Raw genomic sequence first — 23,519 nt, forward strand, 5'->3', positions numbered from 1 at the left:
GCGGCCGGGACGGTGGTTAGGGGGTCAGAACCATTGCCCAGGTTCCATGAAGCCGAGTTCCATGAGCTGCGTGTCCGTCCATTCGAAGGGCACGGAGCGGCGCCACATGAAGGTGGGGATCTCGAAGGTGGAGCCCGGATTGCGCTTCAGGCTTTTCGCCACGCGGAACGAGGCGATCGCCACCGTCACGTTGTGGTGCCACGGGCAGGAGATCGTGTTCATCTCGGGCTCGTTCAGCCGCAGGTCCTCCCCGATCCGCAGGCCTTCGGTCGCCTTGAAGAGCGCCACGCGGTCGATGCGCCGCCGCTCCCACGGCACGAACTCCTCGTAGCGCCAGGCGAGCCCGCCGAAGATGTCGTATTGCCGATCGAGCGGCTCGCCATCCTCCCAGCGCTGGAAGCCGTAATAGCCGGAGCCGTCGAGATGCGCCGTCTCGCGCGAGACGCCGTTGGGCGCCTTGTCGAGGTCCGCGGCGTAGAGATCGACGACGTAGGTGAAAACGTGATCGCGCCGCTCCTCCTCCATGAACCCGGTCAGATCGGCGATGCGGCGGCTCTTCATGTAAGGATAGAACAGGTATTCGCCGTTGAAGCTCCAATAGATCCAGCGGCCTGCGAAGCGCGCGATGAGGCGGTTCAGGACCTCTGCCGCCTCGGCCCGGTTCGCCACCGACATCTCGATACGGCTGAGCGCCTGGCCATCGATCTCCGCCCCGCCATCGTGGGCGCGGCCGACGGTCACGATCTCCTCGAAGCCCAGCGCGGCATGGTGGGAGAGGGTCGAGGGCACCTCGACAGCATCTTCGCAGAACAGAATGGCGACGGGACCGGCGCTGCGCGGCCGCGGGGCAGTATCGAGGTATTCGTCGAGGCCGGCGTAGATCATGTGCGATGCTTAGCCGATCGGACCGCCGGGCAAAATCCCCGATTGCGCCGGTCGCGATGGGCGATCTTTAGCCGGAAATACTTCACGTTAACAAAATTGCTAAGATGCGCCCGTAATAGAAAGGCGCTTTTGCATTGCACATTGGGGTTTGGTCGCTATATCACGAGATACCGCGTCTGCCTCAAACTAAAACATCACGCCTGGCAGACCGGGGGGCCAAACATAACAACGAAAGCGAGACACTGATGAGTGAAATGCAGGATATCGACAAGGGCGAGCTTCTGGCACTGACATCGGAGATCGTGTCGTCCCATGTGGCGAACAATCCGGTGGCCATGGGCGACCTCCCGAACCTGATCGAAAGCGTTTACGGAAAACTCAATGACCTGTCGGCAGGGGCTGACGAGCAGGTCGAGGAGCTGGTTCCGGCGGTTCCGATCAAGAAGTCGGTGACGAACGAGTACATCGTTTGTCTTGAAGACGGCCGGAAGCTGAAGATGCTCAAGCGGCATCTGAAGACGGCCTACGACATGACGCCCGAAGAGTACCGCGCGAAGTGGGGCCTGCCCTCGGACTATCCGATGGTGGCACCGGCCTACGCGCAGAAGCGTCAGGAGCTGGCCAAGAAGATCGGCCTGGGGCGCAAGCCTCGCAAGTAAAGCCCGGTTGCGGGGACGCCCGCGGCCCGGTAGATCACGGCGTGGCCCCGGGGGACGGGGCCACGCCGATTTCTTTCGTACAAAGGCCCTCGAGTGATGTCCGCGCCCAAGAAGCTCTTCGTGAAGACCTATGGCTGTCAGATGAACGTCTATGACAGCGAGCGGATGGCGGGCGCCCTGGGGGCCGCGGGCTACGAGGAGACGCAGGATCAGGCCGAGGCCGACATGATCCTGCTCAACACCTGCCACATCCGGGAAAAGGCGGCGGAGAAGGTCTATTCCGAGCTCGGCCGCCTGCGCCCGCTGAAGGACGCGAACCCGGACCTCAAGATCGGCGTCGCGGGCTGCGTCGCGCAGGCCGAGGGTGAGGAGATCATGCGCCGCCAGCCGCTGGTGGACCTCGTCGTCGGCCCGCAAGCCTATCACCGCCTGCCCGCAATGGAGGCGAAGGTGCGCAACGGGGAGAAGGCGCTCGACACCGACTTCCCCGAAGAGGACAAGTTCGACCACCTTCCGCGCGGCCCGAAGATGCGGCGCGCGCCCGCCGCTTTCCTCACCGTGCAGGAGGGCTGCGACAAGTTCTGCGCCTTCTGCGTGGTGCCCTATACCCGCGGCGCCGAGGTGTCCCGCCCCGCCGAGCGATTGCTGGCCGAGGCGCGGGATCTGGTGGAACGCGGCGTGGTGGAGATCACTCTGCTCGGTCAGAACGTGAACGCCTATCACGGCGACGGGCCGGATGGCGTCTGGTCGTTGGCCCGGCTGGTGCGGGAGCTCGCGCAGATCGACGGGCTGGAGCGGATCCGCTACACGACCAGCCATCCCAACGACATGACCGACGACCTCATCGCCGCCCATGGTGAGGAGGCGAAGCTGATGCCCTACCTCCACCTGCCGGTGCAGGCGGGTTCGGACGCGGTGCTGAAGGGCATGAACCGCAAGCACACGGCAGAGGAGTATCTTCGCCTGATCGAGCGGATCCGGGCGGCGCGGCCCGACATCGCCATGTCAGGCGACTTCATCGTCGGGTTCCCGGGCGAGAGCGATGCCGATTTCGAGGCGACGCTGGAGCTGTGCCGGGAGGTCCGCTACGCCTCCGCCTTCTCGTTCAAGTACTCGCCGCGGCCAGGTACGCCCGCCGCCGGGCGCGACTTCGTGAGCGACGACGTGGCGTCGGAGCGGCTGGCGCGGCTCCAGGCGCTGCTGACCGAGCACCAGCGGGACTTCCAGCAGGCGCAGGTCGGCCGCACCCTGCCGGTGCTGATCGAGAAGCCGGGACGCGAGCCGGGGCAGATGGTGGGCAAGTCGCCCTACCTGCACGCCGTCCATCTCGACGCCCCGGACAGCATCGGCCGAGTGCTGGATGTCGAGATCGTGGCGTCGAACCCGAACTCGCTGGCCGGTCGCCTCAGAAGCTGAGGCTGACGCCCGCCTGCATCCCCTCGTCCCGGCTCCAGTCGAGGAACAGGCTCGTGCCGGTGCCCAGCGCATTGCCGAGAACCGAGCCGATCCCGTCCTCCGGCGGGCGCTTGAGACGAAGACGAGTCCGGTCCGGGCTCCCCTCGATCTGCAGCTCACCGATGTATTCCGGCCACATGTTCGACGATGACGCCCGATCGTTCACGAACAGATCCGGCGGCAACTGCGAATCGTTAAAATGTTGAGCAAACCCCGGCACGCCTAATAAAAAAAGCCCCACGACGGTGGCTGCCGTCTTCTGCATCCGCGTTCTCCCCCCGAAGTCCCGCAAGATTATGACGGGGAGAATACTACCGCAGGTTGATCGTGTGGCAACAATGTTGCGTGGGCGATGCGTCAGGCGCCCAGATCGGAGTCGGTGCCCCAGAGCGCCCGGTCGAGCACCCAGCCGCCATGGCCGCTCGCCTCGATCCGGCACCAGCCGGCCTCGCACCGGTCGAGCCGCGCGATGGCGCCACCTTGCGCGATCGCGGCCACGGGCGCGTCGGCGGCAGGGTCGGATTTCAGCTCCACCGTTTCGCCGCGCACCAGCACCGTGCGCACGCCGGACAGGAGCGCGAAATGGACCCAGCCGCCCATGCCTTCGTGATCGCGCACCTGCCGCCAGTTCTCGTATTCGGCGACGACGCGCAGCGGCATCCCGCGGTGCAGGAAGCGCCAGTCGATCCGATGGGCGAGGCCGGGTCCGCGCCGCACGTTCGCGCTACCCGCCTTGAGGCTAACGAAGCGCGGCAGCGGCAGGCCCGTCACCTGCCCGCGGTCCTGCGCCCCGACCGGCAGCGCGGCAAGGGTGGAGAGCATGAACAGGCGGCGGGTGAGGCGCATTCGGTTTTCCGGTTCCAGTCGGAGCGTCGCGATCCTAAGCTGGCATGTGCCGGAAATCACGTCGAAAGGGGGCCTCCATGCCCGCAACCCCGCTCACCGTTGCCGTCACGCGCCGCCTGCCCGAACCGGTGGAGACACGGCTTGCCGAGCTCTTCGACGTGCGGCTGAGCGAGAGCGACGTGCCGCTGGCGCGCAGCGATCTCGCCGCGCTGATGGCGGACACGGACGTGCTGGTCCCGACGCTGGGCGACCGGATCGACGCAGCTTTGCTGTCGGGCGCGGGCGAGCGGCTGCGGCTGATCGCGAATTACGGCGCCGGGGTGGACCATATCGACGTGGCCACAGCGCGGACGCGGGGGATCACCGTGTCGAACACCCCCGGCGTGCTGGCCGAGGACACGGCAGACATGGCGATGGCCCTGATCCTGGGCGTCACCCGGCGGCTGAAGGAGGGCGTGACCCTGATGCAGTCCGACGCCTGGCAGGGCTGGAGCCCGATGGCGCTGATGGGCCACCGGGTGGGTGGCATGCGCCTCGGCATCCTCGGCATGGGCCAGACAGGGCGTGCGGTGGCGCGGCGGGCGACGGCCTTCGGCATGAGCGTCCACTACCACACCCGCCGCCGCCTGCGCCCGGAGACGGAGGAGGAGCTGGGCGCGCGCTTCTGGGAGAGCCTCGACCAGATGCTCGCGCGGATCGACGTGCTGAGCGTGAACGTGCCGCATACGCCCGCGACCTTTCACCTGCTCAACGCGCGGCGACTGAAGCTGATGAAGCCCACGGCCTTCGTCGTGAACACGTCGCGCGGCGAGGTGATCGACGAGAACGCGCTGACGCGTGCGCTGCGGGCGGGGGAGTTGGCGGGCGCGGGCCTCGACGTCTTCGAGCATGGGACGAGCGTGAACCCGCGGCTGAAGGACCTGCCCAACGTGCTCCTGCTGCCCCACATGGGCTCCGCGACCGAGGAGGGGCGGCTGGAGATGGGGGAGAAGGTCCTCATCAACATCAAGACCTTCGCCGACGGCCACCGCCCCCCGGACCTCGTGGTGCCGGGGATGTTGTGAGCTGATCTGCGGAGAGATGAGGGCCGCGCCCGACCTGGAGGGCGCTGGCGGGACGGGATTGAGATGTCCGCGCCTTCAAGCATCGATGTCGCGTCTCCCGCGTATGGCATCGCCAACGCGTCCTCCGGGGGGAGGTCGGGCGCGGCCCGGCGATGCCGCCGGGCGGAACAGAGCTTCAAAGGAAACCCAAGGAAATGATCCTCTATCGACCCACCGGGCAGGCCGAGCTCGACCTTGTCGCGGCGAGCAACTGGCGGCGTTGGCCGCCGCGGCTGCCGGATCAGCCGATCTTCTACCCTGTGCTGACCTTCGACTATGCGGAGAAGATCGCGCGGGACTGGAACTCGAAGGGTCCGGCTCCGAACGATGTCGGCTACGTGACCCGGTTCGAGATCACGGGGAGATGGCCGCGCGCTACCCGGTGGAGATCGCCGGGGGGCAGGCGCACAAGGAGCTCTGGGTTCCGGCCGAAGAGCTGGAGGCGTTCAACGACGCCATCGTCGGTGAGATCGAGGTGGTCGCAGAGTATCGCGGCGGGGTGCGGGTTCAGAGGTGAGCGCCCCGGCTCGGGGGCCGGGGCGGTTGCAAGAGGTGCCGTCCCGGACCTGATCCGGGACCTTTTGCTGCTGGGCTCAGCGGCGGAAGATCCTCGGGTCGGGCCCGAGGATGACGTGGGGCTGTGGGGAGCGGTCCCGGCTCTGGGGCCGGGACGGTCGACAAGGGGCGTCATGCTCCGGTTTGACCGGAGCATCTCCCGCAAACGCCAGCGTTGAGCTACCGCACCGTCCCCGCACACCAATCGCCTACCGCCGCCGCACCATCTCCAGCACGTCGTCGAGGGCGTTGCCGTCCTTGTCGGCATCCAGCATCGACATCAGCCCGCCGAGGCCGCCTTGCTGGCCGCCGCCTCCACCGGTGAGCGCCGACATGACGCCGCCGAGGATCCCGCCGCCTCCGCTACCTCCGAGCAGGCTCGCCAGACCCGCGCTGCTGTCGCGCTGCGCCGCAATCTCCGTATCGGGGACCTGCTTCTGCATGGCGCCCTGCATCAGGGCGGCAAGCGCGGGCATGAACTGGCTGACGGCATCCGGGGGTGCCGAGGTCTGCTCCGCCGCCCGGGCCGCGAGCGCATGCTGCGCATCGCCGCCGAGGATCTCCGACAGGAAGCGCTCGCCCTCGGCCCGCGCGTCGGGCTGGGCGGCGGCCTCGGGCGCGTCGAGGAGGCGGGCCTGCGCCTCGCCCTCGGCGGCCTTCAGCACGCTCTCGTCGGCGCCGCCCTGCGCGCGGATCGCGGTCGCCTTGCCCAGCGTCGGCGCGATGAGGTCGGTCAGCCGCTCGGTCTGGGCGGCATCGAGGCCGAACTGCGCGCCGAGTTGCGCCAGACCATGGCCGCCGGTCGCACCCTTCAAAAGCTCCGTGAGTGAGGACATGTCGAACTCCCGCAAGTGACTCTACCTATGGGCGAGCCTATCACGGATGAGCCCTGCCGCGCGCGCCGCCATCGCGGGTGAGGTCTGCACGCCGTAGCCCCCCTGCCCCGCGAGCCAGAGGAAGCCATCGGCGCCCCAGCCCACATGGGGCGTGCGGTCGGGGGTGAAGGTTCTGAGGCCCGCCCAGGTACGCTCGACCCGCGTTACGGGCTCCGTCACCGCCTGCGCGTAGCGGTCGAGCCCCTCGGCCAGCACCATGTCGTCGGGCCAGGCGTCCATCGGCTCGACGGGGTCCTCGTCGGCGGGGGAGACCATGAGGCGGCCGGCCTCGGGCTTGGCATAGAAGGTCTCGGCGGCCGACAGCAGCATCGGCCAGCGGTCGATGTCGTGGCCGCCGGGCGCGGGCAGGATCGCGGCGGAGCGGCGGCAGGGGGTGAGGCCGAGCGGGGCGACGCCGGCCATCTGGGCGAGTACATCAGCCCAGGCCCCGGCGGCGTTTACCACGATCGGCGCAGTGAACATCCCGGCTGTGGTCTCCACCGTCCAGCCCGGCGCGAGGCCCGTCACCTCGGCCCGCGTCACGATCTCGCCGCCCGCCGCGCGCAGCGCCTTGCGGTGGTCGCCCATCAGCCGGTCCACATCGATATCGGAGGCGTCGGCCTCGTAGGCCGCGCGCACCGCCCGGTCCCGGTTCAGGATCGGGAAGCGGCGGGCGGCGTCATCTATGCCGATCTCCTGCATGGAGGAGCCGGTGAGCTGCGCCTCCAGCGCCGCCTCCTCGCCCGGCCCGGCCACGATCAGCACGCCGCGGGGGGAGAGATAAGGGGTTAGCGCCGCCCGGCTCTGCCGGTTCATCTCGCGCACGGCGGCGTTGCCGTAGTTCTCGACGAAGAGCGCGGCCGAACGGCCGGTGGCGTGCATCCCGGGATGCAACTCCCGCTCCAGCACGATGACGCGGTGATCGGGCGCAAGGGCCGCGGCGGCGGACAGGCCGGCGATGCCCGCGCCGACGATCAGGACGTCCGCGTCCCTCACAGCGTGTCGAGCGCCTTGCGGAAGACCGGGGCGTCGACATTGCCGCCGGTGGCGACGCAGATCACGGTGTCGCCCTCGATCTCCTCGGGGTGGAAGAGGGCGGCGGCAAGGCTGACTGCGCCGCCCGGCTCCAGCACGACCTTGAGGCGGAGGAAGGCGTGGGCCATAGCGCGCAACGCCTCTTCCTCGGTCACGACGAGGCCGGGGCCGCAGCGCTCCTGCATGATCGGGAAGGTCAGCTTGCCGGGCGACGGCGTGATGATCGCATCGCAGAGCGAACCGGACAGGCGGTTGTTCCGCTCGATCCCGCCGGAGCGGAGGGAGCGGGCCACGTCGTCGAAGCCCTCGGGCTCCACCGGACGCGCGCGCAGGGCCGTGCCGTCGAGCCCCAGCGAGACCCCGGCGGTGAGACCGCCACCGCCGCAGCACACGAGGACATCGGCATCGTCGACACCTGCGTCCTGCGCTATCTCCAGCCCTACGGTGCCCTGCCCCGCGATCACGTCGGCGTTGTCGAAGGGTTTGACGAGGGTGAGCCCGCGCTCCTCCGCCAGCCGCGCGCCGATCGCGTCCCGATCCTCGCTGCCCCGCTCGTATTCAACAACCTCGGCACCCAAGGCCTTGGTGTTCGCGATCTTCAGCGCCGGGGCGTCGGAGGGCATGACGATCACGGCCGGAATGCCCGCCGCCCGCGCGGCATGGGCGACACCCTGCGCGTGGTTGCCGGAGGAGAAGGCGATGACGCCCCGCGTCCGCTCCGCCTCGGACAGTTGCGAGATCGCGAACCACGAGCCGCGCGCCTTGAAGGAGCCGGTGTGCTGCAGGCACTCCGCCTTCACCAGCACCCGCCGCCCGGCGATGTCGTCGAGGAAGGGGGAGGAGAGGATGGGCGTGCGGCGCACAACACCCTCCAGCACCTCGGCCGCCTGCCGCACGCGTCCCGGATCGCTCATCGCGCCCCTCCTTCATCTGTCTCGAAATATGCCCACCGGAGGCGCACGTGGCTGCCCGCGCGCCCTTGCGTATTTGAGCAAAGAAGAAGTCTCATGCGGTCTTCTCCATCAGCGCGCGGAAGGTGGCGAGGCTCTCGGGCTCGTCGAGGAATGGGACGTGGCCGCGCTTCGGCACCGCGGCCGCGATCATGTCGGGGCGGGCGGTCTGCATCTTGGTGAAGGTCTCGGCGGTCAGGAGGTCGGAGTTCTCGCCCCGGAGGGCGGCGAGCGGCAGGCCCTCCAGAGCGGCGAAGACGGGCCAGAGGTCGGGGGCGGCCCCGCCTGCCTCTACGGCGTCACGCAAAGCGGGGTCGTAGCGCAGGTCGAGGCCGTCCTCGCCCTCCTCGAACCAGCGGGCGGCCCAGATGCGCCAGTCGTCCACCGTCACGTCCGGGAAGGCCTTTGCGTGGAACCGCGCGAGGCCTTGGGCCGCCTGGTCGAGCGTTCGCGCCGCGGGGCGGCGGCCGAGATAGGTCATGATGGCGTCGATCCCGCTCGTCGCGATCTCCGGCCCGATATCGTTGAGGAGGACGCCCGCCAGCCGGTCCTTGACCATCGCGGCGAGCACCATGGCGATGATGCCGCCACGTGAGGTGCCCACGACCGTCACCTTGTCGAGGCCGAGATGGTCGAGCAGGGCCACCACGTCGCCCGCCTCGACCGGAACGGTGTAGCCCTCCGCCGGGTTCGGGTCGCGGTCCGAGGCGCCGCGCCCGCGCAGGGAGATGCGGATCAGCCGGACCTCGCCGCCGACCTGGCCCATGAAGGGCTCGAAATCGCGCATGTCGCGGGTGAGGCCGGGGATGCAGAGCACCGGTGCACCCTCGCCCGCATCGTCATAGGCGATGGAGAGACCGTCGGCGGTGGTGAAGCGCGTCATGCCGCGATCTCCGGGATCGTGGTGAGGTCGCTCAGCACCCGGTCCGGCGCGCCCCAGAGCCGGTCGACCGGCGCGCCCGCGCGGTTCACCCAAGCCGTTTGGAAGCCGTAACCGGCCGCTGCGCACACGTCCCAACCGTTGGAAGAGACGAAGAGCACCTCGTCGCGCGCGCAGCCGAAGCGGGCGCCGACGAGGTCGTAGACGCTGTCATGGGGCTTGAAGATGCCGACACTCTCGACGCTCAGCGTGTCGTCGAGCACCGCCTCGATACCCGCCGAGCGCACCGCGCCCTCCAGCATCTGCGGCGTGCCGTTGGAGAGGATCGCGGTAGCCTTTCCCGTCTCTTTGAGAGCGCGGAGCATCTCGGGCACCTCCGGATAGGCCGACAGCTCCCAGTAGAGTTGTAGCAGCCGCTCCCGCAGGTCCCGATCGTCGAGGGCGGAGGCCTCCAGCGCCCAGTCGAGCCCGTCCTTCGTGACCTGCCAGAAATCCGTGTGCCGCCCCGCCACCGCGCGCAGCCAGGTGTATTCGAGCTGCTTGGCCCGCCAATCCGCCGCGATCTTCGGCCAGTGCTCGGCGAAGCTCTCCCGCCCCGGCTCGTCGGCAGCCTCCCGCGCGGCGGCGGCGACGTCGAAGAGCGTGCCGTAGGCGTCGAAGATGCAGGTGGTGATCGGCATGAGCGCGCTCCCTCGTTCGAACCGCAGCCTGCGCGAGCGCGCGGCGCGGTTCAACAGCGCGATTGTGGCCGACACATCCTTGATTTCGCGCAAGACCCGGCGCGCGGGCGGGCTCTAGTCTCTCGCCGGAAGACACGACTGCAGGAGACCCCCCCCATGTCCGACCGCCATGGCACCATCCACTGGACCGAGCTTGCCACCCGCGACATCGAGGGGGCGGAGCGCTATTTCGGCGCGCTCTGCGGCTGGACCTTCGACAAGATGAAAACGGCCGATGGCGGGACCTACACCATCGCGATGCAGGGCGACCGGGCGATCTGCGGGCTCTTCGACATGACCGGCGTACCACAAATGGCGGGGCTGCCGGCGCACTGGTCCACTTACATTGCGGTGGACGACGTGGATGCCGCCGTCGCGGCCACCCGGGCGGGCGCGGGGCGCGTGCTGCGCAACCCGTGGGACGTCGCGCAGGTCGGCCGCTGCGCCATCGTCGCCGATCCGGGCGGAGCCGCGGTCGGCCTCATCACCCCCGTCACAGAAACCGCAGAATGATCCAGTAGCCGACCATGGCATGGGTTCCTGCGGTGGCGAGCCAGGCGGCGAGGGCCAGCACGGCCTGCCACCGGGTCATCGGCCGCTGATAGCTCGCGACGACCCCGGCCTGCATCGCGCTCGGCACGCTCATCAGCGCGAAGCCGAGCAGGAGCATCGACTGGACCATCAGGCCGTAACCGGCGAGCGCCGCACTCATCAGCAGTACGGCGCCTTGTGCGAGGCGCGGGCTGAACGCCTGCATGATGTAGGAGAGACACCGCCCGCCATCGAGCGGCCAAAGCGGCAGCAGGTTGAAGAAGTTGAGCGCCCCGGTGAGCATCGCGAAGTAATAGAAGTAGTCGGCGGTGACGGGTGCACTCTCCACCAGCATCTCGCTCATCGCCACGGCGGCGACCAGCGGCGCGATGCAGATCCCCGGCCCCATCAGCGAGACGAAGAAGCTCTTGAGCTGGCTCGCCGGCAACTGGTCCGAGATCGCGACCCCGCCGAAAAGCGGGATCAGCCGGAACCGTGCATCGTTGTGGCCGATCACGCGGTAGGCGGCGACATGGCCGAATTCGTGGATCACCACGACGGCGATCAGCATCAGCCCGCCGACGGGATCCAAGAGGTACATCGCGAAGGCGATCGACAGGAGGGCCAGCACCAGCGTCTGCAGCCCCGGCGGTTCGGACAGGTGGCGGGCCGGGTTGATCCAGCCCCCGCGCAAGGCGCGCCAGATGCCACCGTTGAGCGCGGCGGCGGCGAGGAGAGACAGCATGGAGACGGTTCCGTGATACGCACCGCGCACCCCACGCGCCCGGCCCGTCTATGGGCCATGCGGGGCGGCATTGCGTCAACCCGCCGCAGCCGAAAGCGGCGGGGCGTTGCAGGGATTCCTCAGGGTGGACAGGGCGTTACGATGCGGCCAGCAGCGCCCCTTCAACCTGAGCACTATCCAGCGCGCCATAGCGAGGCCGAAGCCCGACCTCGGGTGGGTGCGAATGCGCCCTCCCGTGGGGGAGGTCGGGCGCAGGCCGGGCCTTCTGCCCGGCCCGATGTTCGGCATAGCGAAGCGGTCCGTAAGAATGCAGAGGCAAAGCCCCTTCAAAGGTTCTCCGGCTGCGCCATCGCCGTGACATGGAAACCGCCATCGACGAACAAGCACTCCCCGGTCGTCGAACCGCCCAGATCCGACAGCATATAGAGCGCGGCGCCGCCTACATGGTCCAGCGTCGCGTTGGCACGCAGCGGCGCATTGGCCTCGGTGTTTCGATAGACCTTCCGCGCGCCGCCGATCGCCGCCCCCGCCAGCGTCCGCATCGGCCCCGGCGAGAGGGCATTCACCCGGATCCCGTCCGGCCCGAGGTCGTTGGCGAGGTAGCGCACGGTGGATTCCAGCGCCGCCTTCGCCACGCCCATCACGTTGTAGTTCGGCGTCACCCGCTGCGCGCCCAGATAGGAGAGCGTGAGGATCGAGCCCCCCTCCGTCATCAGCGGCGCGGCCCTGCGGCTCAGCTCGATCAGCGAGTAGCACGAGATGTCGAGCGAGTTCAGGAAGTTCGCGCGGCTCGTGTTGATGAACCGCCCCGTCAGCTCGTCCTTGTTGGAATAGGCGATGGCGTGGACGAGGAAATCGAGCCCGCCCCACTCCTCCTGCAACCGGGCGAAGACGGCGTCGAGCGAGCCCTCGTCCGTCACGTCGCAGTCGAGCAGGATGGAGGAGCCCAGGCTCTCGGCCAACGGCTGCACCCGCTTGCCGAACGCCTCCCCCTGGTAGGTGAACGCCATCTCGGCGCCGTGTGCGGCGAGCGTCCGCGCGATCCCCCAGGCAATGGACTTGTCATTGGCGACCCCCATCACGAGCCCGCGCCTGCCTGCCATCAACTGGGTCATCCGTCAGCCTTTCGAAGCCTTTACCGGCCTCGGTTTGACCACGGATGGAGGGCGGGATCAATGTGGTGGTGTGGAGGGGGACTGCGAGCCAAAGGCGAATACCACTCTAGGTAATTCGTCGGAAGTCATTGAATGATACTATCTTCAGCCTCGATCTTTGCGACGGCAACACGAAGCGCACCCAAAAACTCTTCATGACTTAAATCAATATAGCGATCAGAAGTAGTCTTAAAATCGCGAACTTTCTTATAGTAATCGCCAGGATCAAGTGGGTTAACGCGATACCCCTCGAGCAGACTGAAACCATAGGACAGCCGTAAATTTGACCCCATGCCTGTCACCTGAAAGCACCCTGTATATTGGTCGCTGAAATCGAATGGGAGATAAATTACTTCACCATCCTCGCAAGAGGATACCTTTGCAATCCAATAATTCAGAAGGGCGACGACTCCTTTGCGCACCGCCCGCTCATTTAGCGCAACTCCTCTTTTCTCTATTGCAAGCGCAAAGTAGTAGGTATCCGCAAGAACCTCGACATCAAGCTGTGGGATCGTAAGGAGCAGATCTTGATGACCGCCGCGCCCTAGAGAAACTCTAACAATAAATTCCATGAAATTTCGCCCAAGCCAACAACACATTAACGTCAGCCATCTATTGTAACGATAAAATTAGTCAAGAATGCGACTATGCAATTTTTAAGATCACGCTCGATCAATATCTTCTTTGCTTGCAGAAAATTTATCTGGCGACCGACACAACGCGAGCCGGGCCGATCGCCGGACCGAGGGTTGGCGGCGGACCTCTCCCGCGGCGCGCTTTATGGCGGCCAGGCACATCCTCGATCCGAGCGGTTTTGCGCGGGTGGCCAAATCGCCGACCCGCTGGGTCGGTTCGGCGATCAGACCGGCGCCTTCGGCTTGTTCCGGTCTGAGCAGCGCTCGGCTTGAACGGGAGCGTCGTAGGCCAAGCTACGAGCCGACGACATAGCCTAACCCCGCCACTTGCTCAGCAGCATCGATCCGTTGGTGCCGCCGAAGCCGAAGCTGTTGGTCATCACCGTGTCGAGGCCCGCATTGTCCACGCGCTCGGTGGCGATCTCCTCGGGCTTCAGCGCCGGATCCAGCGTTTCCACGTTGATCGACGGGGCGATGAAGTCGTCCTTCATCATCAGGAGGCAGTAGATCGCCTCCTGCGCGCCCGCGGCCCCCTGGGAGTGGCCTGTCATCGACTTGGTGGAGCTGACGGGCGGGGTCTGGCCGTCGCCGAAGACGCGGCGGACGGCCTCGATCTCGCCAACGTCGCCCACCGGCGTCGAGGTGCCGTGGGCGTTGATGTAGCTGACCGTGCGGCCCTCGGGCAGCGTCTCCAGCGCCAGGCGCATCGCGCGCTCGCCGCCCTCGCCCGAGGGCGCGACCATGTCGGCCCCGTCGGAGGTGGCGCCGAAGCCCGTGACCTCGGCCAGGATGTTGGCGCCGCGCGCCTTGGCGCGCTCCAGCTCCTCCAGCACGACGATGCCGCCGCCGCCGGAGATCACGAAGCCGTCGCGGGTCTCGTCGAAGGCGCGGGACGCGGTCTCGGGCGCGTCGTTGTACTTGGAGCTCATCGCGCCCATCGCGTCGAAGAGGCAGGAGAGCGTCCAGTCGAGCTCCTCGCCGCCGCCCGCGAACATCACGTCCTGCTTGCCCCACTGGATCTGCTCGACGGCCGAGCCGATGCAGTGCAGCGAGGTCGAGCAGGCCGAGGTGATCGAGTAGTTGATCCCCTTGATCTTGTAGGCGGTGGAGAGGTTGGCGGAGACGGTGGAGCTCATCCCCCGCGGCACCATCAGGGGGCCGATGCGCTTGGGCGAGCCCTTCTCAAGTACGATCTGGTGGGCGGCGAAGAGGTTCATGGTGGACGGCCCGCCGGAGCCTGCGATGAGGCCCGTCCGCGGGTTGACGATGTCGCTCTCCTCGAGCCCCGCATCGGCGATGGCCTGCTCCATGGCGAGGTAGGCGTAGCCCGCCCCTGGCCCCATGAAGCGCAGCGTGCGCTTGTCGATATGCTCGGCGAGGTCGAGGTCGATCTGGCCGCTGATCTGGCTGCGGAAGCCCCGCTCGACCATCTCCTCATCGCGGGAGATGCCGGAGCGGCCGGCCTTCAGGCTCGCCATCACCTCGTCGGCATTCGTTCCGATGGAGGAGACGACTCCCAGCCCGGTCACGACTACTCTGCGCATCACTTGCCTCCCCGCTCGCGTGGCGTCAGTCGTCCTGGAACAGCCCGACCTTCATGTCCGTGGTGGTGTAGATGGTCTCGCCATCCGCCTTCATCCAGCCGTCCGCCATGCCGAGCTTGAGCTTGCGGTCGATGACGCGGGTGAACTCGACGTGGTAGGTCACGAGCTCGGTCTTGGGCGTCACCATGCCGGTGAACTTCACTTCGCCCACGCCCAGCGCCCGGCCGCGGCCCTGCATGCCGCGCCAGCCGAGGTTGAAGCCGGTGAGCTGCCAGAGCGCGTCGAGGCCGAGGCAGCCCGGCATCACCGGATCGCCCAGGAAGTGGCACTGGAAGAACCAGAGGTCGGGATTGATGTCGAACTCGGCGACGACGTGGCCCTTGCCGTGCTCCCCGCCGTCGTCGCTGATCTCCGTGATGCGGTCCATCATCAGCATCGGCGGCGCGGGAAGCTGGGGGTTGCCGGGGCCGAACATCTCGCCCCGGGCGCATTCCATCAGCCCATCGTAGTCGATGCTTGTCGGCCGCTCACCCATTCCCGCGCTCTCCGAATTGTTTCAGACGGTCATAATTCTCACGCACCCCTATCACCGGGCGGCGCGCGGCTGCAATGGGCAGCTTACCGCCGATCTCAGCGTATCCGCCCGAGGACACAGCCGGTTTCCGGTTCGAAGAGCCAGTTGCGCCCGGTGGTGCGGGGATATCCGCCCGCGCGCGCCCGCCGTTCGAGCGCTACGGGATCGGCGAAATCGGCGCAGAGGCGGAAGCGCGCGTCGTCGAGCCGCTCGTAGCGGTAGGGCAGGCCGCTGACCGGGTCGCCGTCCTCAGGCAACGAGGCCGACAGCGTACGGCCCTGGCAGTAGTCGAGCAGGGCCGTGCGGTCGAGGCGGGCGGGCAGCACCTCCTGCTCGTTCGGGCAGCGCAGGGCCTCGGCGCCCTGTGCGAGATCGGTGAGGCGCTGCGCGTCGAGCCGGGCCGTCCGCGCGCCCGCCGGCAGTTCCGTAAGCAGCAGGCTCGCGCCGATCATCGCCACGATCGCGGCTGCGGCGGAGGCGAGGATCGCACGCTTGCGCGGCCCGCCACCCGCGGTGGCCTCCGCAAGGTCCAGCCGACCCACGACCATGACCGCGCCCGCGACGAGGGCCACGGCCAGCGCTTTCAGCAGGAAGGGCACCGTGAGGTCGCCGTTGAGGAAGCGGTAGACGAGCACCGCCGCGTCACCGAGGAACACCGCCGCCGCGATCAGCAGCATCAGCCCGAGCGCGCCACGCCGGACCGGAGCACCCCGCTTGTAGGGGTGCGCCCGAACGTCGCGGTCGGCCCAGCGGACCAGCCCGCCGTAGACGGGCGCGGAGACGATCAGGATCGCCATAGCCCAACGCAGGCTCTCCGCCCGACCGCGGCCCGAGCGCAGGGGATCGGGAAAGGCGAGGTCCACCACGCCCCAGGCCAGCGCGATCGTGTAGAAGGCGCTCGCCGCCAGCGCGGCCAGCAGCAGCAGGTAGAGAAAGAGATCGAGCACCGAGAACTGCGCCTGCGGGCGCGGCACGGGCGGCACCGTGCCGGTATCGGCCCAGGCCGACAACGCATCCTCCACGTCCCGCTTCGGCCAGTCGGCGGCGGCGAGGCTCGCCCGGATCTCGTCATGGCTGCGCCCCTGTTCGAGGGCCGCGCGGATATAGGCGTCGATCGGGCGTGGGGCGCTCATCGGTCTCAAGTCCTCGTGTGGCGGGAGGTCGTGGCGGTGCGGCACTGGCAATTCTGCCCCGAATTCATATAGTAGAAAGCGATGACGCACACGCCTCCTCATATCGATCCGGTCGCCGTCCCGTCGGCGGGCTCGTCCGATCGCGCGCGCTCCTGGCTCGCCAAGGCGGCGCTGCGCCCGACACGGCAGAGGGTCTGTTTGGCCGAACTGCTGGTGGGCGACGGGCACGACCGGCACGTGACGGCGGAAAGTCTGCACCAGGCGGCGGACAGGGCGGATCAGTCGGTGTCGCTCGCCACGGTCTACAACACGCTGCGCGCCTTCTGCGAAGCGGGGCTGATGACCGAGATCACGGTGGACGGCACCCGGTCTTATTTTGACACGCGCACGGACGATCACCCCCACTACTTCTGGGAGGATGACGGCCGGATCACCGACGCGCCCAGCGACAGCGTGCGGTTCGAGCGCCTGCCCGAGCCCCCTGCGGGTTCCGAGATCGCCAGGGTCGACGTGGTCATTCGCCTCCGCAAGACCTGAGCGGCAGCCCGGTTGGGGGCTCGCATCCCTTTCGCGAACCGCCCACCCGGCCCTTCGGTCGGGTTTTGCGTATTTGGGGAAAGATGAAAGCCTGCCTTCTTCTTTGCGATAAATACGCCTGTCGTCCGGCCGCCGCCCCCGCGGAACGGCAGCCTTGCTCGCCCGCACCCCGCCGCATTACCCTGACACCGTGCCCGGCCCGGGCCGCCCCCCTCCATCCGGGGAAGCATCTGACATGCGGGGCGCATCATCCCATTCGGACCCGATCCGGCCGAGCCACGCATGAGGAGGGACTGCGCCGCCGCTCGCCCCGGAGGAGGTTGCCATGAGACTGTCCGCTCCCGTCTTTCGCCTGAAGCGCCGCGCCAAGCTGTTGTCGCGCACCGAGGGCATCCCGCTCCACGCCGCCCTCGACCGGCTCGCCGCCGAGGAAGGCTTTCGTAGCTGGAGCCATCTCTCGACAAAGCTGGCGGAGGCGCGCCCGGCGCGCCGCATCCTCGATGCGCTGACCCCCGGCGATCTCGTGCTGCTCGGCGCCCGTCCGGGCCACGGCAAGACGCTGCTGGGGCTCGAACTGCTCTGCGAGGCCCTTGGCGAGGGATGGGCCGGCCTGTTCTTCACACTCGACTACACGGAGGCGGACGTGCACCGCCGCCTCGTCGATCTGGGGCCCGTCGCGAAGACGGCGGATCGCCTGATCCTCGACACCTCGGACGCGATCTGCGCCGACCATGTCATCGGGCGGCTGGCGCAGGTGGACGGTCCCGCGCTGGCCGTCATCGACTACCTCCAGCTTCTCGATCAGGACCGCAGGCATCCGCCGCTCGGCCAGCAGGTGGAGGCGCTGAGCGCCTATGCACGCACCAGCGGCGCTGTGATCGTCGCAATCTCCCAGATCGACCGGCGCTTCGATCTGGCCGGGGACGGGATGCCGGGGCTCGGCGACGTGCGTCTGCCCAATCCGGTGGATCTGACGCTCTTCACCCGCACCTGCTTCCTCCACGACGGCGCGGTCCGGGTGGAACGCACGGGATAGTCAGTTCCGGGGCGCCGGCTCCTCCGCCACCAGCTCTCGCGATACGTAGGTCCGGAACACCTCCGCCCCGCAATTCGGGCAGATCTGGTTGGTGATCGCAGGCGCGCGCCGGCTAAAGGGATCCTCGCCCGGCGCGATCCGACGCCACGCCGCCTCCAGCAACCAGCCCTGCCAACCGCACCGATCGGACGCCGTGGGACAGACCGCATGGGTCAGCAGAACGCGCGCGACCGGATCGGCCATCGCGGCCTCCTCGGCGGCGTCAACGCGGGCGAGAAACGCGGGATCATCGAAGGTCGGCATGGCGAAGGGTCTTGCTTTGCAAAGGGAATGGGCCCACAGGGTCGGGTCACCAAACGCCACAGCACCGCCCCTAGCAACCCCGACCGGAGCCCTGCATGGATCTTCTCGCCCTTGCCGCCGCCAACCTGACCTCGCCGGTGGTGCTGTTCTTCGCCCTCGGCTTCGCGGCGGCAATGGCCCGCTCGGACCTCGTGGTGCCGGAGGCGGTGGCGAAGGGGATCTCGCTCTACCTGCTGCTCGCCATCGGCTTCAAGGGCGGGGTGGGCGTGGCGGCCAACGGGCTCGACCTGCGGTTGGGGCTGACGCTGCTGGCAGGCGCGGTGCTGTCCTTCGCGATCCCGTTCATCGCGTTCGCGCTGCTAAAGGCCATGACCCGGCTCAGCGTCACGGACGCAGCGGCGGTGGCGGCGCATTACGGCTCGATCTCGATCGTGACCTTCGTGGCGATGACCTCGCTGCTCGACGGCTCCGGCATTCCGTTCGAGGGCTACATGGTCGCCGTCGCCGCGGTGATGGAGGCGCCCGCCATCTTCTCCGCCCTGCTGATCGCCGCGCGCACCGGGTCGGGCCGGGCGGTGGACGGCGAGCTGCTGCGCGAGGTCGCGCTCAACGGCTCGATCGTGCTGCTGACGGGCGCGTTCCTCATCGGCTGGGCCACGGGGGCCGAGGGGTTCGAACGCATCGCGCCCTTCATCGAGGCACCGTTCCAGGGCGTGCTCTGCTTCTTCCTGCTCGACATGGGGCTGATCGCGGCGCGCGGGCTGCGCGGGGCGGCGAAGCAGCTCAACGCAGGCCTCGTCGCCTTCGGCGTGCTGATGCCGCTGATCGGCGCGACGCTGGGCATCGCCACGGCGACCCTGCTGGGGCTGAGCGTCGGCGGGACGGCGGTGCTCGCGACGCTCGCGGCGTCGGCCTCCTACATCGCGGTGCCCGCGGCGATGCGCGTGGCGATGCCCGAGGCGAACCCCGGCATCTATCTCACCATGTCGCTGGGCGTTACCTTTCCCTTCAACCTCACCGTCGGCCTCGCAATCTACCTCGCGGCCGCGCAGATGATCGGAGGCTGAGATGCAGACCCACCCCGCGAAGCGGATCGAGATCCTGATCGAGGCCCCGCTCGCCCGCCGCCTGACCGATGCGCTCGATGCCGGGGGGGCGCCAGGCTACACCATCCTGCCAGTGCTCGGCGGCAACGGGCAGTCGGGTCGCTGGTCGCGGGAGGGGCAGGTGAGCCGCGCCGGCGGTCTGGTCTGCGTGACGGTAGTGCTGGATGCGGCCCTCGCCGATCAGGTGCTCGACCGGGCCTTCGCGGTGGTCGAGCCGCATATCGGCATCGTCTCGATGACCGATTGCGAGGTGGTCCGCCCCGCCCGGTTCGGCGGCGCGGACGGCTAGGTCGGGATTTCGCGTATTTGAACAAAGAAGAAGGGCATCAGGTTTTCTTCTTTGCCCAAATACGCCTGTTGGACCGGATCCTCAGGGTGCCACGGCCCCTCCATCGACCAGCAGGTCGGCGCCGCTGACATAGGCGGCGGCGGGGCTGGCGAGGAAGCCGATCACCTCCGCCACCTCCTCCGCCGTGCCCTTCCGGGCGAGCGGGATGGAGGCGACGACAGCGTCCTTCACGTTCGACAGCACGTCGTCCGGCAGTCCGGTTTTGTCCCAGGCCGGGGTGTCGATCATACCGGGTGAGACGGTGTTGATCCGCACGCCCTGGGCGCCGAGTTCCCGCACCAGGCCGCGGCCGAGCGCGGCCAGCGCCGCCTTTGTGGAGCCGTAGGCGGTGGTCGGCCCACTCGCCCGCGTGGCCACCACGGAGCTGATGAGCACTACGGAGCCCCCCTCGCGCAGCAGCGGCCGCAGCGCCTGCACGCCCAGCCACGGGCCGCGCACGTTGATGTCGTAGAGGTCGGTGAAAGCACCGGCCTCCCACTCCTCCAGCGGCGTGAAGGGCGTGATCCCGGCATTGAGCACCAGGATGTCGAGCCCGCCGAAGCGCGCCTTCACATCCCCGGCCAGCGTGGCGATGTCGCCCGGATCGGCGGCGTCGGAGGCGACGGCCTCCAGCCCCGGAACGGCCTCCATCGCCGCGTCGAGCCGCCCCTGGTTGCGCCCGGTGACAAGGACCCGCGCGCCGCGGGCGGTCAGGAGCCGCGCGGTGGCGAGGCCGATGCCGGTGGAGCCCCCGGTGATGAGGGCGGTCTTTCCGGTCAGGTCGTAGCTTGCAGTGGTCATCTGTCTTCTCCTCTTGATTTGCGGGTACATACCCGCATCACTCCAAATGAAATCCGCGCCTCAGTCGCCGCGGACACTCTCCAAAAGACGGATCAGCTCCGCCGCCTCCCCGCCCAGCCGGGTGGAGAGGTCGTTTTGCGCCCTGGCCCAGAGCGGCCGCGCGATCTCCAGCGCCTGCCGACCCGGTTCGGTCAGCTCGATCCCGCGCGAGCGGTCGTCGCGACCGTGGCCGAGGGACACCATGCCCTGCCGCTCCAGCACCCGCAGGTTGCGGCCCAGCGTCGAGCGGTCGAGGCCGAGGCGCCCCGCAAGCTCGGTGATCGAGGCCTCCGGATGCGTCTCGGCCACCTCCATCAGCCGGAGCATCGCCACGTTCAGGCCCGAGGGCGCGAGGTGGCGGTTGTAGAGCTCCGTCGCCACACCGGCCGCGCGGCGGAGGTTCGTGGCCAGGCATATCGTCTTGTCCGTCATACACGGGTATATGCCCGCAAATGTCGCGCTTTCAACCCGACCCCCCGAAATTTCGCCGATCCCCTTGCTCCGCCCCGGTCGAATGGTCACCATCAGATGACCCGCTGCCCCCCGAGTTCGGAAGGATTGTCTTGGCGACCGATACCGTGACCAGCCCGCCCCCCGCCGCCGCCTCCGGCCCCGAACAGGTCCTCAGCTTTCCCGACAACATGCTCCTGATAGAGCTGGGCGGCCCCAACGGCCTCCACCTCGCGAAGATCGAGCAATTGCTGGGCGTGGAGATCCACCACCGCGGCAACGAGTTTACCGTCACCGGCGGTGACGAGGCCGACATCACCCGCGCGGCGGAGGCGCTGACCGCACTCTACGAGCGGCTCGAGCAGGGCCGCACGGTGGAGCCCGGCGACGTGGACGCCGCCATTCGGCTGGGCCGCTCCGGCTCCGGCACCGAACCACAGCTCGGCGATCAGGTGGAGATGTTCCCCGGCACCGCCGACAAGCTGGAGATCCGCACCCGCAAGAAGGTGATCGAGCCGCGCACCGCGACCCAGCGCTCCTATGTGGCGCAGCTGATGGAGCACGAACTCGTCTTCGGCCTCGGCCCCGCAGGCACCGGCAAGACCTACCTCGCGGTGGCGGCGGCGATGCAGTACTTCTTGGACGGTGAGGTCGACAAGATCATCCTCTCGCGCCCCGCGGTGGAGGCGGGTGAGCGCCTCGGCTTCCTGCCCGGCGACATGAAGGAGAAGGTCGATCCCTACATGCAGCCGCTCTACGACGCGCTGAACGACTTCCTGCCCGGCAAGCAGGTGCAGAAGCTGATGGAGGACAAGCGGATCGAGATCGCGCCGCTCGCCTTCATGCGCGGGCGGACGCTGAGCAATGCCTTCGTCATCCTCGACGAGGCGCAGAACGCCACGACCATGCAGATGAAGATGAAGATGTTCCTGACCCGGCTGGGCGAGAACTCCCGCATGGCGATCACCGGCGACATGAGCCAGATCGACCTGCCCCGCGGCGTGACGAGCGGCCTGGTGGAGGCCGAGCGCGTGCTGCGCGACACCAAGGGCATCGGCTTCACCCGCTTCAAGGCCGAGGACGTGGTCCGCCACCCGCTCGTGCAACGCATCATCGAGGCCTACGACCGGGATCCCGCGGCGTGAGCCGACGGCCAAGCCCCTGGGACAGGCCCACCGAGCGGATCATGCTCTGGGTGTTCGGCATTCTCGTCCTGGGGCCTATGCTGATCCTGCTCCTCATACTGGTCGCCGTCTCGTGGGATGACGGCGACATGTTTGCCATGGGTCTCCTGCTTGCCCCGCTTGGGATCGGAGCGATATGGCACGGCGTCCGCGGGCTCGCCGGCCTGCCGCCGCAGAGCCTTCACAGCCGGATCCGACAGTTCTTTCGGGAGAACCAGTCGCCCTACGACGAGAGCGTCTACGCCGATTACCAGGCACCGGAGCCTAAGGAAGACCACGCGCGCTGAGCACAGGGGCTGCTCTGCATCGGGAGCCGTGCCAGTCCGATCTTGAAAGGATTGCGGCGAAGGCGATATGACTTGGTCATACCGGAGTGTTCCACCATGACCGTCAAGACCACGCTCAGCTTCACCGACCGCCACGCCGCCTTTCTGAAAAAGCAGGTGGAGGACGGCATCTATGCAAGCCAGTCCGCCGCCGTCGCCGCTGCGATCGAGGACCAGATCCGCGCCGAGGAGGAACGCCAGATCGCCCTCGACGCCATGGCAGAGGAGATCCGGCGGCGGCTGGAGACGCCGCGGGAGCAATGGCTGGATGAAAAAGCCTTCTCGGCGGCCGTTCAGCGCACGATCGATCGTCACTTTCCTGAATGAACTACCGCCTCGTTATCGTCCCGCAGGCTGAAGACGATCTTCAGGAACTGGCTCTCTATCTCCGCTCCGTTCTCGCTCAAGAACGGGCGCGCGCCTATCTCCGAGACATAGAACGCTTCGTTCTCGATCTCCCACTTGCTCCTCATCGTGGTTCTGTGCGCGATGAATTGGCGCCGGGCTTGCGCGCAATCCCGATCCGCGGATCGACCGTCGTCGTGTTTCAAGTCGATGAAGACACACAGGAGGTCAGGATTCTTCGGATCGCAGCCGGAGGTTCCGACTGGATGAAGACATTCGGCGCGCGCGCATGACCCAACTCGACATCGTCATCGAGGATGAGCGCTGGCAGGCGCATCCCCTCACCCGCTGGGCGGAGACCGGGACGCGGTTGGCGCTCGATGCCGCGCGCGTTCCCGAGGGCTACGAGATCGTCGTCATGGCCTGCGACGATCCGCGCATCGCCGCCCTCAATGCCGAGTTCCGGGGCAAGGCCAAGCCCACCAACGTGCTCTCCTGGCCCGCCCACGACCTCGCGCCCCTCGTCCCCGGCGAGGCCCCGGCCAAGCCCCCGCCGCCCGACGGCTTCGACGATGCGCTTGGGGACATTGCCCTCTCCCTCGACACGCTGACCCGCGAGGCGACCGAGCAGGAGAAGCCGCTGGAGCATCACGCCATCCACCTCATCCTCCACGCGACGCTCCATCTGCTCGGCTACGATCACGAAACCGACGCCGACGCGGCACTCATGGAACGGATCGAGACCGCGGCCCTTGCCTCCATCGGCATACCGGACCCATATTAGGG

General features: G+C 68.0%; 32 protein-coding genes. 15 read left to right on the plus strand and 17 right to left on the minus strand.

Features of this window, described 5'->3' with window-relative positions; genetic code table 11:
* Positions 1 to 24: 24 nt before the first annotated feature.
* On the minus strand, positions 25 to 885 hold the full coding sequence (locus I0K15_RS05435; protein ID WP_196104382.1) for a hypothetical protein: 861 nt from the start codon (positions 883 to 885) through the stop codon (positions 25 to 27).
* 245 nt (positions 886 to 1,130) lie between these two features.
* Here I0K15_RS05435 and I0K15_RS05440 point away from each other — a divergent pair, with 245 nt between their 5' ends.
* Positions 1,131 to 1,544, plus strand: a complete 414-nt coding sequence (locus I0K15_RS05440) for a Ros/MucR family transcriptional regulator (RefSeq protein ID WP_196104383.1) — start codon at positions 1,131 to 1,133, stop codon at positions 1,542 to 1,544.
* 96 nt (positions 1,545 to 1,640) lie between these two features.
* Positions 1,641 to 2,960, plus strand: a complete 1,320-nt coding sequence (gene miaB, locus I0K15_RS05445; protein WP_196104384.1) for a tRNA (N6-isopentenyl adenosine(37)-C2)-methylthiotransferase MiaB — start codon at positions 1,641 to 1,643, stop codon at positions 2,958 to 2,960.
* On the opposite strand, the gene I0K15_RS05450 is transcribed toward miaB, so the two are convergent.
* Together I0K15_RS05450 and I0K15_RS05455 are read right to left on the minus strand one after the other, a co-directional pair.
* A complete protein-coding gene (locus I0K15_RS05450) occupies positions 2,950 to 3,264 on the minus strand; it encodes a hypothetical protein (protein ID WP_196104385.1) in 315 nt (104 codons plus the stop codon). The genes miaB and I0K15_RS05450 overlap by 11 nt on opposite strands.
* A gap of 92 nt (positions 3,265 to 3,356) precedes the next feature.
* The gene (locus I0K15_RS05455; protein ID WP_196104386.1) at positions 3,357 to 3,845 is read right to left on the minus strand and encodes an SH3 domain-containing protein; all 489 of its coding nucleotides are present in this window, start codon (positions 3,843 to 3,845) and stop codon (positions 3,357 to 3,359) included.
* A 77-nt stretch (positions 3,846 to 3,922) separates the two neighbouring features.
* Here I0K15_RS05455 and I0K15_RS05460 point away from each other — a divergent pair, with 77 nt between their 5' ends.
* Together I0K15_RS05460 and I0K15_RS21010 are read left to right on the plus strand one after the other, a co-directional pair.
* A complete protein-coding gene (locus I0K15_RS05460; RefSeq protein WP_196104387.1) occupies positions 3,923 to 4,909 on the plus strand; it encodes a 2-hydroxyacid dehydrogenase in 987 nt (328 codons plus the stop codon).
* Positions 4,910 to 5,312: 403 nt separating this feature from the next.
* The gene (locus I0K15_RS21010) at positions 5,313 to 5,465 is read left to right on the plus strand and encodes a hypothetical protein (protein WP_230374302.1); all 153 of its coding nucleotides are present in this window, start codon (positions 5,313 to 5,315) and stop codon (positions 5,463 to 5,465) included.
* 247 nt (positions 5,466 to 5,712) lie between these two features.
* Here I0K15_RS21010 and I0K15_RS05470 read toward each other — a convergent pair whose 3' ends face one another.
* From I0K15_RS05470 to I0K15_RS05490, 5 genes are all read right to left on the minus strand, one after another.
* Positions 5,713 to 6,339 (minus strand): DUF937 domain-containing protein, encoded by a 627-nt coding sequence (locus tag I0K15_RS05470; protein WP_196104388.1) that lies wholly within the window; start codon positions 6,337 to 6,339, stop codon positions 5,713 to 5,715.
* Positions 6,340 to 6,360: 21 nt separating this feature from the next.
* Positions 6,361 to 7,374, minus strand: a complete 1,014-nt coding sequence (locus I0K15_RS05475; RefSeq protein ID WP_196104389.1) for an NAD(P)/FAD-dependent oxidoreductase — start codon at positions 7,372 to 7,374, stop codon at positions 6,361 to 6,363.
* Positions 7,371 to 8,327 carry a threonine ammonia-lyase gene (locus tag I0K15_RS05480; protein ID WP_196104390.1) on the minus strand — a complete coding sequence of 319 codons (957 nt, stop codon included), beginning with the start codon at positions 8,325 to 8,327 and terminating at the stop codon, positions 7,371 to 7,373. Before I0K15_RS05480 ends, I0K15_RS05475 begins: the two co-directional genes overlap by 4 nt.
* 91 nt (positions 8,328 to 8,418) lie before the next feature.
* The gene (locus I0K15_RS05485; RefSeq protein ID WP_196104391.1) at positions 8,419 to 9,246 is read right to left on the minus strand and encodes an alpha/beta fold hydrolase; all 828 of its coding nucleotides are present in this window, start codon (positions 9,244 to 9,246) and stop codon (positions 8,419 to 8,421) included.
* Positions 9,243 to 9,923 carry a haloacid dehalogenase type II gene (locus I0K15_RS05490; RefSeq protein ID WP_196104392.1) on the minus strand — a complete coding sequence of 227 codons (681 nt, stop codon included), beginning with the start codon at positions 9,921 to 9,923 and terminating at the stop codon, positions 9,243 to 9,245. Before I0K15_RS05490 ends, I0K15_RS05485 begins: the two co-directional genes overlap by 4 nt.
* On the opposite strand from I0K15_RS05490, the gene I0K15_RS05495 reads away from it, so the two are divergent.
* Positions 9,904 to 10,041, plus strand: coding sequence for a hypothetical protein (locus I0K15_RS05495; RefSeq protein ID WP_196104393.1), 138 nt, complete (start codon positions 9,904 to 9,906; stop codon positions 10,039 to 10,041). The genes I0K15_RS05490 and I0K15_RS05495 overlap by 20 nt on opposite strands.
* A 38-nt stretch (positions 10,042 to 10,079) precedes the next feature.
* Positions 10,080 to 10,475, plus strand: a complete 396-nt coding sequence (locus tag I0K15_RS05500) for a VOC family protein (protein WP_196104394.1) — start codon at positions 10,080 to 10,082, stop codon at positions 10,473 to 10,475.
* Here the strand turns inward: I0K15_RS05500 and I0K15_RS05505 are convergent.
* From I0K15_RS05505 to I0K15_RS05530, 6 genes are all read right to left on the minus strand, one after another.
* Positions 10,456 to 11,238 (minus strand): metalloprotease, encoded by a 783-nt coding sequence (locus I0K15_RS05505; protein WP_196104395.1) that lies wholly within the window; start codon positions 11,236 to 11,238, stop codon positions 10,456 to 10,458. The two genes, I0K15_RS05500 and I0K15_RS05505, sit on opposite strands and share 20 nt — an antisense overlap.
* A gap of 326 nt (positions 11,239 to 11,564) precedes the next feature.
* Positions 11,565 to 12,353 carry an enoyl-ACP reductase FabI gene (locus tag I0K15_RS05510; protein WP_196104396.1) on the minus strand — a complete coding sequence of 263 codons (789 nt, stop codon included), beginning with the start codon at positions 12,351 to 12,353 and terminating at the stop codon, positions 11,565 to 11,567.
* Positions 12,354 to 12,478: 125 nt separating this feature from the next.
* Complete coding sequence (locus I0K15_RS05515) at positions 12,479 to 12,964, minus strand: hypothetical protein (protein ID WP_196104397.1); 486 nt, start codon at positions 12,962 to 12,964, stop codon at positions 12,479 to 12,481.
* 377 nt (positions 12,965 to 13,341) lie between these two features.
* The gene (fabB, locus tag I0K15_RS05520; protein ID WP_196104398.1) at positions 13,342 to 14,571 is read right to left on the minus strand and encodes a beta-ketoacyl-ACP synthase I; all 1,230 of its coding nucleotides are present in this window, start codon (positions 14,569 to 14,571) and stop codon (positions 13,342 to 13,344) included.
* A gap of 25 nt (positions 14,572 to 14,596) precedes the next feature.
* The gene (fabA, locus tag I0K15_RS05525; protein ID WP_196104399.1) at positions 14,597 to 15,106 is read right to left on the minus strand and encodes a 3-hydroxyacyl-[acyl-carrier-protein] dehydratase FabA; all 510 of its coding nucleotides are present in this window, start codon (positions 15,104 to 15,106) and stop codon (positions 14,597 to 14,599) included.
* Positions 15,107 to 15,201: 95 nt separating this feature from the next.
* Positions 15,202 to 16,278 carry a DUF5671 domain-containing protein gene (locus tag I0K15_RS05530; RefSeq protein WP_196104400.1) on the minus strand — a complete coding sequence of 359 codons (1,077 nt, stop codon included), beginning with the start codon at positions 16,276 to 16,278 and terminating at the stop codon, positions 15,202 to 15,204.
* Between the two features lie 81 nt (positions 16,279 to 16,359).
* Here I0K15_RS05530 and irr point away from each other — a divergent pair, with 81 nt between their 5' ends.
* Together irr and I0K15_RS05540 are read left to right on the plus strand one after the other, a co-directional pair.
* A complete protein-coding gene (gene irr, locus I0K15_RS05535) occupies positions 16,360 to 16,815 on the plus strand; it encodes a Fur family transcriptional regulator Irr (protein WP_196104401.1) in 456 nt (151 codons plus the stop codon).
* A 325-nt stretch (positions 16,816 to 17,140) separates the two neighbouring features.
* A complete protein-coding gene (locus tag I0K15_RS05540; RefSeq protein ID WP_196104402.1) occupies positions 17,141 to 17,851 on the plus strand; it encodes a DNA helicase in 711 nt (236 codons plus the stop codon).
* Here I0K15_RS05540 and I0K15_RS05545 read toward each other — a convergent pair whose 3' ends face one another.
* Positions 17,852 to 18,154 carry a hypothetical protein gene (locus tag I0K15_RS05545; protein ID WP_196104403.1) on the minus strand — a complete coding sequence of 101 codons (303 nt, stop codon included), beginning with the start codon at positions 18,152 to 18,154 and terminating at the stop codon, positions 17,852 to 17,854.
* A 95-nt stretch (positions 18,155 to 18,249) separates the two neighbouring features.
* Here I0K15_RS05545 and I0K15_RS05550 point away from each other — a divergent pair, with 95 nt between their 5' ends.
* Both I0K15_RS05550 and I0K15_RS05555 read left to right on the plus strand, forming a co-directional pair.
* Entirely contained in the window at positions 18,250 to 19,221 is a 972-nt protein-coding gene (locus tag I0K15_RS05550) for a sodium-dependent bicarbonate transport family permease (RefSeq protein ID WP_196104404.1), read from the plus strand.
* A 1-nt stretch (position 19,222) separates the two neighbouring features.
* Positions 19,223 to 19,549, plus strand: coding sequence for a P-II family nitrogen regulator (locus I0K15_RS05555; protein ID WP_196104405.1), 327 nt, complete (start codon positions 19,223 to 19,225; stop codon positions 19,547 to 19,549).
* A gap of 81 nt (positions 19,550 to 19,630) precedes the next feature.
* On the opposite strand, the gene I0K15_RS05560 is transcribed toward I0K15_RS05555, so the two are convergent.
* Together I0K15_RS05560 and I0K15_RS05565 are read right to left on the minus strand one after the other, a co-directional pair.
* Complete coding sequence (locus tag I0K15_RS05560) at positions 19,631 to 20,389, minus strand: SDR family NAD(P)-dependent oxidoreductase (RefSeq protein WP_196104406.1); 759 nt, start codon at positions 20,387 to 20,389, stop codon at positions 19,631 to 19,633.
* Between the two features lie 60 nt (positions 20,390 to 20,449).
* Positions 20,450 to 20,860: a MarR family winged helix-turn-helix transcriptional regulator gene (locus I0K15_RS05565; protein WP_196104407.1), complete on the minus strand. Its 411-nt coding sequence runs from the start codon at positions 20,858 to 20,860 to the stop codon at positions 20,450 to 20,452.
* Positions 20,861 to 20,991: 131 nt separating this feature from the next.
* On the opposite strand from I0K15_RS05565, the gene I0K15_RS05570 reads away from it, so the two are divergent.
* From I0K15_RS05570 to ybeY, 5 genes are all read left to right on the plus strand, one after another.
* The gene (locus I0K15_RS05570; protein WP_230374303.1) at positions 20,992 to 22,023 is read left to right on the plus strand and encodes a PhoH family protein; all 1,032 of its coding nucleotides are present in this window, start codon (positions 20,992 to 20,994) and stop codon (positions 22,021 to 22,023) included.
* Complete coding sequence (locus I0K15_RS05575; RefSeq protein WP_196104409.1) at positions 22,020 to 22,349, plus strand: hypothetical protein; 330 nt, start codon at positions 22,020 to 22,022, stop codon at positions 22,347 to 22,349. Before I0K15_RS05570 ends, I0K15_RS05575 begins: the two co-directional genes overlap by 4 nt.
* A gap of 96 nt (positions 22,350 to 22,445) precedes the next feature.
* Entirely contained in the window at positions 22,446 to 22,715 is a 270-nt protein-coding gene (locus I0K15_RS05580; RefSeq protein WP_196104410.1) for a hypothetical protein, read from the plus strand.
* Positions 22,712 to 23,026 carry a type II toxin-antitoxin system RelE/ParE family toxin gene (locus tag I0K15_RS05585; RefSeq protein WP_196104411.1) on the plus strand — a complete coding sequence of 105 codons (315 nt, stop codon included), beginning with the start codon at positions 22,712 to 22,714 and terminating at the stop codon, positions 23,024 to 23,026. Before I0K15_RS05580 ends, I0K15_RS05585 begins: the two co-directional genes overlap by 4 nt.
* On the plus strand, positions 23,023 to 23,517 hold the full coding sequence (ybeY, locus tag I0K15_RS05590; RefSeq protein ID WP_196104412.1) for an rRNA maturation RNase YbeY: 495 nt from the start codon (positions 23,023 to 23,025) through the stop codon (positions 23,515 to 23,517). The genes I0K15_RS05585 and ybeY overlap by 4 nt, the downstream gene beginning before the upstream one ends.
* The last annotated feature ends 2 nt before the right edge of the window (positions 23,518 to 23,519 follow it).

Origin of the sequence: Pontivivens ytuae, assembly GCF_015679265.1 — a bacterium.
Lineage (GTDB): Bacteria > Pseudomonadota > Alphaproteobacteria > Rhodobacterales > Rhodobacteraceae > Pontivivens > Pontivivens ytuae.

Coding starts and splice junctions, on each gene's coding strand:
- I0K15_RS05450 (WP_196104385.1), bottom strand. CDS start 3,264: ATGCAGAAGACGGCAGCCACCGTCGTGGGGCTTTTTTTATTAGGCGTG.
- I0K15_RS05540 (WP_196104402.1), top strand. CDS start 17,141: ATGAGACTGTCCGCTCCCGTCTTTCGCCTGAAGCGCCGCGCCAAGCTG.
- I0K15_RS05480 (WP_196104390.1), bottom strand. CDS start 8,327: ATGAGCGATCCGGGACGCGTGCGGCAGGCGGCCGAGGTGCTGGAGGGT.
- irr (WP_196104401.1), top strand. CDS start 16,360: ATGACGCACACGCCTCCTCATATCGATCCGGTCGCCGTCCCGTCGGCG.
- I0K15_RS05560 (WP_196104406.1), bottom strand. CDS start 20,389: ATGACCACTGCAAGCTACGACCTGACCGGAAAGACCGCCCTCATCACC.
- I0K15_RS05435 (WP_196104382.1), bottom strand. CDS start 885: ATGATCTACGCCGGCCTCGACGAATACCTCGATACTGCCCCGCGGCCG.
- fabA (WP_196104399.1), bottom strand. CDS start 15,106: ATGGGTGAGCGGCCGACAAGCATCGACTACGATGGGCTGATGGAATGC.
- I0K15_RS05455 (WP_196104386.1), bottom strand. CDS start 3,845: ATGCGCCTCACCCGCCGCCTGTTCATGCTCTCCACCCTTGCCGCGCTG.
- I0K15_RS05510 (WP_196104396.1), bottom strand. CDS start 12,353: ATGACCCAGTTGATGGCAGGCAGGCGCGGGCTCGTGATGGGGGTCGCC.
- I0K15_RS05585 (WP_196104411.1), top strand. CDS start 22,712: ATGAACTACCGCCTCGTTATCGTCCCGCAGGCTGAAGACGATCTTCAG.
- I0K15_RS05555 (WP_196104405.1), top strand. CDS start 19,223: ATGCAGACCCACCCCGCGAAGCGGATCGAGATCCTGATCGAGGCCCCG.
- I0K15_RS05515 (WP_196104397.1), bottom strand. CDS start 12,964: ATGGAATTTATTGTTAGAGTTTCTCTAGGGCGCGGCGGTCATCAAGAT.
- I0K15_RS05545 (WP_196104403.1), bottom strand. CDS start 18,154: ATGCCGACCTTCGATGATCCCGCGTTTCTCGCCCGCGTTGACGCCGCC.
- I0K15_RS05505 (WP_196104395.1), bottom strand. CDS start 11,238: ATGCTGTCTCTCCTCGCCGCCGCCGCGCTCAACGGTGGCATCTGGCGC.
- I0K15_RS05495 (WP_196104393.1), top strand. CDS start 9,904: ATGCAGGTGGTGATCGGCATGAGCGCGCTCCCTCGTTCGAACCGCAGC.
- I0K15_RS05470 (WP_196104388.1), bottom strand. CDS start 6,339: ATGTCCTCACTCACGGAGCTTTTGAAGGGTGCGACCGGCGGCCATGGT.
- I0K15_RS05550 (WP_196104404.1), top strand. CDS start 18,250: ATGGATCTTCTCGCCCTTGCCGCCGCCAACCTGACCTCGCCGGTGGTG.
- miaB (WP_196104384.1), top strand. CDS start 1,641: ATGTCCGCGCCCAAGAAGCTCTTCGTGAAGACCTATGGCTGTCAGATG.
- I0K15_RS05485 (WP_196104391.1), bottom strand. CDS start 9,246: ATGACGCGCTTCACCACCGCCGACGGTCTCTCCATCGCCTATGACGAT.
- I0K15_RS21010 (WP_230374302.1), top strand. CDS start 5,313: ATGGCCGCGCGCTACCCGGTGGAGATCGCCGGGGGGCAGGCGCACAAG.
- fabB (WP_196104398.1), bottom strand. CDS start 14,571: ATGCGCAGAGTAGTCGTGACCGGGCTGGGAGTCGTCTCCTCCATCGGA.
- I0K15_RS05460 (WP_196104387.1), top strand. CDS start 3,923: ATGCCCGCAACCCCGCTCACCGTTGCCGTCACGCGCCGCCTGCCCGAA.
- I0K15_RS05565 (WP_196104407.1), bottom strand. CDS start 20,860: ATGACGGACAAGACGATATGCCTGGCCACGAACCTCCGCCGCGCGGCC.
- I0K15_RS05500 (WP_196104394.1), top strand. CDS start 10,080: ATGTCCGACCGCCATGGCACCATCCACTGGACCGAGCTTGCCACCCGC.
- I0K15_RS05530 (WP_196104400.1), bottom strand. CDS start 16,278: ATGAGCGCCCCACGCCCGATCGACGCCTATATCCGCGCGGCCCTCGAA.
- I0K15_RS05490 (WP_196104392.1), bottom strand. CDS start 9,923: ATGCCGATCACCACCTGCATCTTCGACGCCTACGGCACGCTCTTCGAC.
- ybeY (WP_196104412.1), top strand. CDS start 23,023: ATGACCCAACTCGACATCGTCATCGAGGATGAGCGCTGGCAGGCGCAT.
- I0K15_RS05440 (WP_196104383.1), top strand. CDS start 1,131: ATGAGTGAAATGCAGGATATCGACAAGGGCGAGCTTCTGGCACTGACA.
- I0K15_RS05580 (WP_196104410.1), top strand. CDS start 22,446: ATGACCGTCAAGACCACGCTCAGCTTCACCGACCGCCACGCCGCCTTT.